Here is an 8229-nt window from a genome sequence, read left to right as displayed (position 1 = left end):
ACGACAACTAACTTGAAAAACACCGTTACGAAAGTGACGGGCTTTTTGCTATCTGAAATCCGCCAAAGATAGCTATCAGTTTTGAGCTGTCATCTGTCAGTTTCAAGACTAAAGTCACTTATAGATCTTTACTGAAAGCTGACAGCTTAGAACTTACAGCTTTTACTAAACGAACTTACAGCTCAATTCTTAAAGTTATTTCCTACATCTTTCCCTCAAAACTATTCCCTAACTTAGGTTTTTTTCATAGGATAGGATACTCCTACTGAAACCTTTCAGTGTTGTGATGTCTTTGTTTCTAATTAAGAATGTGAGTAATAATGAATATTGATGGAAAGCTATTAGCAAAAAATTTAAGAGATCATTTAGCTGTTGAAGTAGCTGAATTAAAAGCGAGTCACGGTGTACAACCTTCATTAACTGTTATTATTGTTGGAGACGATCCAGCTAGTCATGTTTATGTAAAAAATAAAATTAAACAAACTCAGGAAATAGGTATGATCTCCAATGAAATTGTATTGCCCACAGATACCACTGAAGAGCATTTACTTAATGAACTAGAAAAGCTTAATAGTGATAACAGTGTTCATGGCATTCTTGTGCAGTTACCTTTACCTAAGCACCTAAATGAAAATGCAGTTATCTCTGCTATTAATCCAGAAAAAGATGTTGATGGTTTTCATGCTGTTAATTCTGGCAAACTATTTAATGGTGAGGAAGGTGGGTTAGTTCCTTGTACGCCGCAAGGTTGTATTTTATTAGCTAAAGAACACTTAGGTGCAGATCTATCAGGCTTGCATGCAGTTGTTATTGGTCGCTCTAATATTGTGGGTAAACCGGTTGCTATGTTACTGCTTCAAGAGAACTGTACGATTACTATTGCACACTCTAAAACTAAAAACTTGGCGGAGGTGTGTAAGCAAGCTGATATTTTAGTCGCAGCGGTAGGCATTGCTAATTTCGTCAAAGCTGATTGGGTTAAAGTCGGGGCAACTATTATTGATGTTGGTATAAATCGTATCATTAGCGAAAAAGGAGTAACCAAGTTAGTGGGGGACGTTGATTACGATGAAGTAGTGAGTAAGTGTGCTGCAATTACGCCAGTACCTGGTGGCGTAGGACCGATGACCATAGCTTGTCTATTAAGTAATACACTTATAGCGGCTAAGAAGGTAGCTTACAACTAGCTTGTTATTTGTCAAATAAAGTGGGGTTATCGTTACTGAAAAAGTAACAACACAGATTTTTGTTTTTCATTTGGTAACGTTTTAAGCGCTGTTGGAACTCATCAGGCAGAGTAGCTATTTGTTGAGTTTCATTGTATTTAATGAAATTATTTTTTATATAAAGCTGTTGGAGTTTTTCATCAGCAAAACATATTACTTTAACTAAAGCTTGGTTATGAAAACGGTTATTAATAATTACTCGAATAAGCAAACTAGCGAGTTTATTACCACGCATTGATTCGTCGATTACTAAAGCGTGCAATAGCCAGGAATTACTATTTTCTTGGCCTGCAGATATAAGTGCACTTGCTATAATCTTATTATCAACTTTTATGATATAACAATGATCTTGCCCGATAAATCTTGCGCTATATTGTTGTGATTTATAGAACCTAAGAACATCTTTTTTATCCGATTTTATCGCCTTTACAACGGTATATGATGATTCTAGTTTTTTCATTGAGTAAATCGTTTTTATTAAAAGTTAACTTTGCTATGAGGCGTTATTTTCAGCAGGTTAAAATTTAGTTAATTTATTTCTAACGCCGAGTTTTAAAATATTTTTATTTTTGATTAAATAGTTTGGCTTAATGTTGAAGGATACAGGGTATAATAAGCTAATAAATATTTATATATGTGTATGTAGTAAAAATACCGATTAATTAGAGTGGAGAATAAGCTTGCAGTTTAGTGATTTTGGATTAGATAGTAAAATAATGTCAACCGTGGAACACTTAGGTTTTAAAGAGCCTACAGAAATCCAACAGCAAGCAATTCCTGCTGCTATGACGGGTCATGACCTGATCGCTTCATCTAAAACTGGCTCAGGTAAAACCTTAGCATTTATTATTCCCGCAATGCAGCGCCTATTAAAAAATAGAGCATTGAGTAAGCGTGATCCTCGTGTTGTTATTTTAACACCTACTCGTGAACTTGCTAAGCAAGTATTTACTCAATTACGAATGTTTACTTCTGGCTCTCAGTTTAAAGCCGTACTTATTCTCGGTGGTGAAAACTTTAATGACCAAGTTAAAACATTAGAGAAAGACCCGCACTTTATTGTCGCAACGCCTGGTCGTTTAGCCGATCACCTAACACAAGGGCACTTCTATTTAAGTGGTTTAGAATTACTTATTCTAGACGAAGCTGACCGTATGTTAGATCTTGGTTTTGCAGATCAATTAGCACAAATAAATAAAGCTGCTGATCACAGAAAGCGTCAAACCTTAATGTTTTCAGCAACTTTAGACCATGCACAAGTCAACGATTTTGCTTTAGCCTTACTGAAAAAACCAAAACGTATTGCTATTGGTAGTGCACATACCGAGCATAAAGATATTACTAAGCGTTTCTACCTTTGTGATAACTTAACGCAAAAAGAGAAGCTTCTGCAGCACTTTATTGCCACTGAACAGCATCAACAAATGATTATCTTTACCGCTACGCGCGCTGATACTGATAGGCTGTCAACTTTATTAACCGAGCAGGGCTTAAGCACTGTCGCGTTAAGTGGCGAGTTAAACCAAAGCCAACGCAACCAAATTATGGATGGCTTTAGTAAAGGCCAGCAGAAAATATTGATCACGACTGACCTAGCTTCTCGTGGCTTAGATTTAATCAATGTATCGCATGTTATTAATTTTGATATGCCAAAACATACTGAAGAATTTGTTCATCGCATTGGCCGTACCGGTCGTGCTGGTAGCACAGGTGATGCTATCTCTTTTGTTGGTCCAAAAGATTGGATAAGTTTTAAGAATGTTGAAGGTTTTTTACAGCAAAAACTAACATTTGATAAAGTTGAAGGGTTTAAAGTTAAGTTTAATGGCATAAAACCTAAGAAAGTCAAAGTAGTTACTAAAACCAAAGACAGCACTAAGTCAGCACCACAGGCTAAAAAGCCTAAAGCGAAGAAAATCGTCAAGAAAAGCTTTTTAGCGGCTGATGCTAGTGAGTTACCAGTATTAAAGCGTAAAAAGCCTGTAGCACCACAAGATATTGATCAAAATGATATAGAAGAAGTTGATTAAGTATCGGTAATTAAAGCTTGTAGTTAAATACGTTAAATAAAGTAAGTGCATTGATTCTATTAGAGTCAGTGCACTTTTTTCATCTTATACCAATTGATTTAATGAATCGATCAATTTTAAACGAGGATAAATTTTCAGTAGCAAGGCGCGTGATTGATTAGGGCATGGATGCCCGTAAGTAGAACAATGCAGGAGCAATTGTCGAGCAATAGCAGGCTATTGGGATTGAAAGCAACGTAGATACTGGATATTTAAACCGATTTAGAATGATCGATTGTTTCTATCAATTGGTATTAGTTTATCTAATGTTTGAAAGCAGAGCGTCAACTAAATGAAAGTTAGTTAATCAGCAGCTTGTACCCGTATCTCGACGTTACACAGAACAAGTGAAAACGCTTATTCAGCAATTAGTTGTTTAAGCGTGTAACTTGTTTCGTTCTCTCCTAGTTTAGCTTTCAAATAAGGTAATATTTCTTCTAGCTGTTTCGAAAGCTGCCATGGCGGGTTAACGATAAATAAGCCTGTGCCTGTCATGCCGTATTCTGTGGTATCGGCTTTTTGGCAATATTCAACTTGCACAACATTGCGTACATCGCTTTTAGTGAAAGCATTTTGCATTTGCTCAACTAACTCACGCTTTACTACTGGATACCATAAAATATAGGTGCCGGTAGCAAACTTTTTATAAGCATTAACAATAGTGCGCACGGCTTTTAAGTAATCTTCTTTTAACTCATAAGGCGGATCAATTAATACCACACCTCTACGGTTAGGCGGCGGCACTAACCCTAAAACACCTTGATAACCGTCAGATTGTTTAACGTGTGATTTGTTCCAACGTTGGCTGTATTCTTTTAAGTGCTCAATATCGGTTGGGTGTAATTCAAATAAATGCGCACTGTCTTGACGGCGAGTAAACTGTCGAGCAATACCAGGGGAGCCAGGGTACAAAGACAATTCATCTTCTTCACGATTTAAGTCTTTAACTAAATCAATATAGGGCTCAAGTGCTTCAGGCAAATCTTGTTGCTCGATTAACTTGGCAATGCCATCTTTATACTCACCAGTTTTTTGTGCGTATTCATCAGCCAGTTGATACATACCTGCACCCGAATGGCTATCTATATAATAAAAGCCTTTCTCTTTTCGGGTCATATATTCGAGAACTAGGGTGAGCACTGAATGTTTTAAAACATCAGCAAAATTTCCGGCGTGAAAAGCATGACGATAACTGAGCACAGTCGCTCCTTTTAAAAGCGTTAAATAAAAATAAAGGCATCATAATAAATCATGATACCTTGGTAAGTAGGATTAAAGGTAAGTTACAGCTATAGTTAGCATTAAACTTAAGCCTAAAACTAAACTTGTGACGCTAAATATTCGTCGTAGTTACCCGCAAAATCAGTATAACCACCTTCAGTTAATTCGATAATGCGTGTTGCTAAGCTTGATACAAATTCACGGTCATGGCTGACAAATAAAATGGTACCTTCAAACTGCTCCATCGCCATGTTTAACGACTCAATAGATTCCATATCCATGTGGTTAGTTGGTTCATCCATTATTAGGATATTAGGCTTTTGCATCATGATTTTACCGAACAACATACGACCTTGTTCACCACCAGAAAGCACTTTAACAGACTTTTTAATATCATCAGCTGAAAATAATAAACGACCTAAATAACCACGAACTGCTTGCTCGTCGTCGGTTGGTTGACGCCATTGACTCATCCACTCAAATAAAGTCATATCATTTTCAAATTCATGGCTATGATCTTGCGCGTAATAACCAATGTTAACGTTTTCAGACCAAGTGTATAAACCTGATGTTGGTTGATACTCAGCTTCGCCCATTAACGTACGTAAAAATGTCGTTTTACCAATACCGTTTTGACCGATAATAGCCACACGTTCGCCAACTTCAATCATCATGTTAAGGTTATTTAATACCTTGTTATCATCAAAACTTTTACTCATGTTTTCGAGTACAAGGGCGTTACGAAATAGTTTCTTTTCTTGTTCAAAACGAATGAACGGATTCACACGGCTAGAGGCTTTAACATCAGCCAGTTGAATTTTGTCAATTTGTTTAGCACGTGAAGTTGCTTGTTTTGCTTTTGAAGCGTTAGCAGAGAATCGTGCGACGAAGGCTTGTAACTCACCAATTTGTGCTTTCTTCTTCGCGTTGTCAGCCATTAACTGTGCTCTAGCTTGTGTAGACGCTAGCATGTACTCATCGTAGTTACCTGGGAATACACGTAACTCACCGTAATCTAAATCAGCCATATGTGTACAAACACTGTTTAAGAAATGACGGTCATGCGAGATGATGATCATGGTTGAGTCTCGCTCGTTCAAGGTTTCTTCTAACCATTGAATAGTATGAATATCCAAGTTGTTGGTTGGCTCATCAAGCAGTAAAATGTCTGGATTAGAGAATAGTGCTTGGGCCAATAACACACGTAGTTTCCAACCTGGAGCAACATCACTCATCAAACCGTAGTGTTGATCAACAGGAATACCTACACCCATTAACAATTCACCGGCACGACTTTCTGCACTGTAACCGTCCATTTCAGCATATTCAGCTTCTAGATCGCCGGCGCGCATGCCATCTTCTTCACTCATTTCTGGTAAAGCATAAATAGCATCACGTTCTTCTTTAATCGCCCATAACTTGGTATGGCCCATAATCACGGTATCAACAACCGAAACTGTTTCAAAACCAAATTGGTCTTGACGAAGTTTACCTATACGCTCGTTTGGGTCTAAGGCAACGTTACCTGATGTTTGCTCTAAATCACCACCTAAAATTTTCATAAAGGTTGATTTACCACAGCCATTAGCGCCGATTAAACCATAGCGATTTCCGCCACCAAATTTTTGTGAAATGTTTTCAAATAACGGCTTAGCACCGAACTGTTGGGTAATATTGTTTGCAGCTAACATAAAGGTTCCGTCGCGAGTGTTTAGGTGAGTTAAGTTAACGCGTTAACTCATCACTATAACAACTAATAAAAATGTAAAATATTGCGCGCGATTATACAGGTGTTTAAAGATTAGCGAAAGTAGAGCACTTGCTTATGTTTACTCGTTTGGCGAATTAACGCCTTAATTGGAGGGAAACCATCTGAAAATCGATTTAAACTTTAATGAGATAATTTATTTATGGGGGGCTGTAATTATTATTTAGTAAATAAAACGTCAAACATCGGCACATTCACTATGCACCGATGCTTATACTTTATTTAAAAAGATTATCTCACTCGTAAATTATAAAGATTAAGCTTCAGTCTTCTTGCGATAAAGAGTTATCAAGCATATCGCTAAAAACAACGTCGCAATTACACCTGAACCACCAGCAACACCTGATGGAAGAAAACCATCACGGCCAAAGGTAATTAAAATGCCATTGGCAAACACAGCAACCACACCCGCTAATGCTGTTAGCCCACCTATCATTTTGCCACCTTGAACTATACTTGCCATACCAAAAACAAGTGCTGCTAATCCCAGTAATACTTTCGCTGCGTAGTAAATCATAAAAGACAAAGAAACCACACCACCAATTAATGGTTGTGCCCCTTCAACGGCACCTGCAACTTTCCCAAATGACGAAAACAAGGTCAGGCCAATACTCACCTGTATAATGTTAATAGCCGCACTAAACGCTATAGCTGACCATCCTAGTTGACAGTTTTTTGCCTGCACCATAGATGCACCGGCAAAAGCAACAAGAACAGTAAATATTAATGCTTCTAGCCCCCATAAAACTTGCCTAGAAAAGCTAACTTCAGCAACATAAAGAGCAGTATAAATAATCTGTGTTATCGCCACAAACAATACTAAAGATGCTGTAATTAGCATGGTGCGTTTATTCGTAAATTCCATTGTGTACCTCTTATAATTGATATTTAACGCTTTCTCATAGCTTTCACTAGATTAGCTTTAGTTTAATCTGGTTTACTACCGATAAGTAGAAATCACCGTAATTTGTTACCCTGCCTAATACATAAAGAATCAAAGCTAATTTGCATGCGAATTATTTATATTGTAAATGGGTTTAAACGGGCAGCTATTTTTAAACAACATGCTGCATTTAGAATATAAAACCAACTACATAAAGTTATAAACAGAGCGACTTCCTTGATTTTGCAATCTAACAGGTGCAGTAGCTTTGAATAGAACAAATAGATGAAACTTTTTATAAAGTAGCTGTATTACTCGAAAGCATAAGACAGGGGAAGTTATTAAATTCTTTCATGTAAACCAAGAAAAATTATAAATACTAATGTCGTGGGTGTTTATTTAAAAAGAAGCCTGCAATTATTATTAAGTAAATAAATAGACAAGTGGCATGGAAGCGCCGGAGAATAAAGAGAATGATGATATGTATTTTCTAATAAACGTACATTTATTGATAAACGCTATAGTTGATACTATAGCGCAAAACGTTAAATTAACTGAAAGAAAGGCGATAACTTTTTGGTAAATAATCTGTTAATTGTTGCTTTAAACGACTTTTAACTTGTTTATTCAATCCGAGTGTAAAAAGTATGCTTGACAGTATCGCGACAATAAGTGCTGTTTTATATAGTTTTATGCCAGTGAATAATATTAAAAGCATTAATAAAAGTGCATAAGTTAAGCCCATCATAGCAAGGCATAAACAAAGTCCTTGTACTTCTTTATTTTGAAAAAACTTCATGTTTTTCTCTTTATTTTTCAGATTGCGATTTAGATTGCGATATTGCTCAGCTTAGCAAAGTTATTTAATTCACTCTATAAAGAAATTTAGTCTAAATGTTACATCAGATTTCAAAATTATCATGCCGACCACACTAAGTTTATTTTAAAAATAACGTTCAAACAGCTAATTTAAATAGTGATTTATATGTCACCACTGAGCAACGCTTAGGACTTTATCTAACATTTCAGGACGAGACAGCCTAATAAATTAATAGGCACTAA

General features: G+C 36.5%; 7 protein-coding genes. 2 read left to right on the top strand and 5 right to left on the bottom strand.

Going from position 1 to position 8229, the window contains the following annotated elements; all coding sequences use genetic code 11:
* Nucleotides 1-320: 320 nt before the first annotated feature.
* On the top strand, nucleotides 321-1187 hold the full coding sequence (gene folD, locus AC27H3_RS15465) for a bifunctional methylenetetrahydrofolate dehydrogenase/methenyltetrahydrofolate cyclohydrolase FolD (protein WP_487107564.1): 867 nt from the start codon (nucleotides 321-323) through the stop codon (nucleotides 1185-1187).
* Nucleotides 1188-1191: 4 nt separating this feature from the next.
* Here folD and AC27H3_RS15460 read toward each other — a convergent pair whose 3' ends face one another.
* Nucleotides 1192-1686, bottom strand: coding sequence for a GNAT family N-acetyltransferase (locus AC27H3_RS15460; protein WP_487107562.1), 495 nt, complete (start codon nucleotides 1684-1686; stop codon nucleotides 1192-1194).
* A 220-nt stretch (nucleotides 1687-1906) separates the two neighbouring features.
* Here AC27H3_RS15460 and AC27H3_RS15455 point away from each other — a divergent pair, with 220 nt between their 5' ends.
* On the top strand, nucleotides 1907-3256 hold the full coding sequence (locus AC27H3_RS15455; RefSeq protein ID WP_487107560.1) for a DEAD/DEAH box helicase: 1350 nt from the start codon (nucleotides 1907-1909) through the stop codon (nucleotides 3254-3256).
* A gap of 396 nt (nucleotides 3257-3652) precedes the next feature.
* On the opposite strand, the gene AC27H3_RS15450 is transcribed toward AC27H3_RS15455, so the two are convergent.
* The 4 genes from AC27H3_RS15450 to AC27H3_RS15435 form a co-directional block, all read right to left on the bottom strand.
* The gene (locus AC27H3_RS15450) at nucleotides 3653-4495 is read right to left on the bottom strand and encodes a 23S rRNA (adenine(2030)-N(6))-methyltransferase RlmJ (protein ID WP_487107558.1); all 843 of its coding nucleotides are present in this window, start codon (nucleotides 4493-4495) and stop codon (nucleotides 3653-3655) included.
* 119 nt (nucleotides 4496-4614) lie between these two features.
* Nucleotides 4615-6207 carry an ABC-F family ATPase gene (locus AC27H3_RS15445; RefSeq protein ID WP_085306212.1) on the bottom strand — a complete coding sequence of 531 codons (1593 nt, stop codon included), beginning with the start codon at nucleotides 6205-6207 and terminating at the stop codon, nucleotides 4615-4617.
* A 333-nt stretch (nucleotides 6208-6540) separates the two neighbouring features.
* Nucleotides 6541-7149: a thiamine biosynthesis protein ThiC gene (locus AC27H3_RS15440; RefSeq protein WP_487107556.1), complete on the bottom strand. Its 609-nt coding sequence runs from the start codon at nucleotides 7147-7149 to the stop codon at nucleotides 6541-6543.
* Between the two features lie 568 nt (nucleotides 7150-7717).
* Complete coding sequence (locus AC27H3_RS15435; protein ID WP_487107554.1) at nucleotides 7718-7966, bottom strand: hypothetical protein; 249 nt, start codon at nucleotides 7964-7966, stop codon at nucleotides 7718-7720.
* Nucleotides 7967-8229 lie beyond the last annotated feature (263 nt).

The organism is Colwellia sp. NW0002-52-1, assembly GCF_057550865.1.
The sequence above is the reverse complement of the archived record's forward strand: the minus strand, read 5'-3'. Positions and strand labels throughout refer to the sequence as shown.

Bases quoted from the DNA above. Each gene is read 5' to 3' on its own strand.
- AC27H3_RS15460 (WP_487107562.1), bottom strand. From the start codon at position 1,686: ATGAAAAAACTAGAATCATCATATACCGTTGTAAAGGCGATAAAATCG.
- AC27H3_RS15440 (WP_487107556.1), bottom strand. From the start codon at position 7,149: ATGGAATTTACGAATAAACGCACCATGCTAATTACAGCATCTTTAGTA.
- AC27H3_RS15445 (WP_085306212.1), bottom strand. From the start codon at position 6,207: ATGTTAGCTGCAAACAATATTACCCAACAGTTCGGTGCTAAGCCGTTA.
- folD (WP_487107564.1), top strand. From the start codon at position 321: ATGAATATTGATGGAAAGCTATTAGCAAAAAATTTAAGAGATCATTTA.
- AC27H3_RS15435 (WP_487107554.1), bottom strand. From the start codon at position 7,966: ATGAAGTTTTTTCAAAATAAAGAAGTACAAGGACTTTGTTTATGCCTT.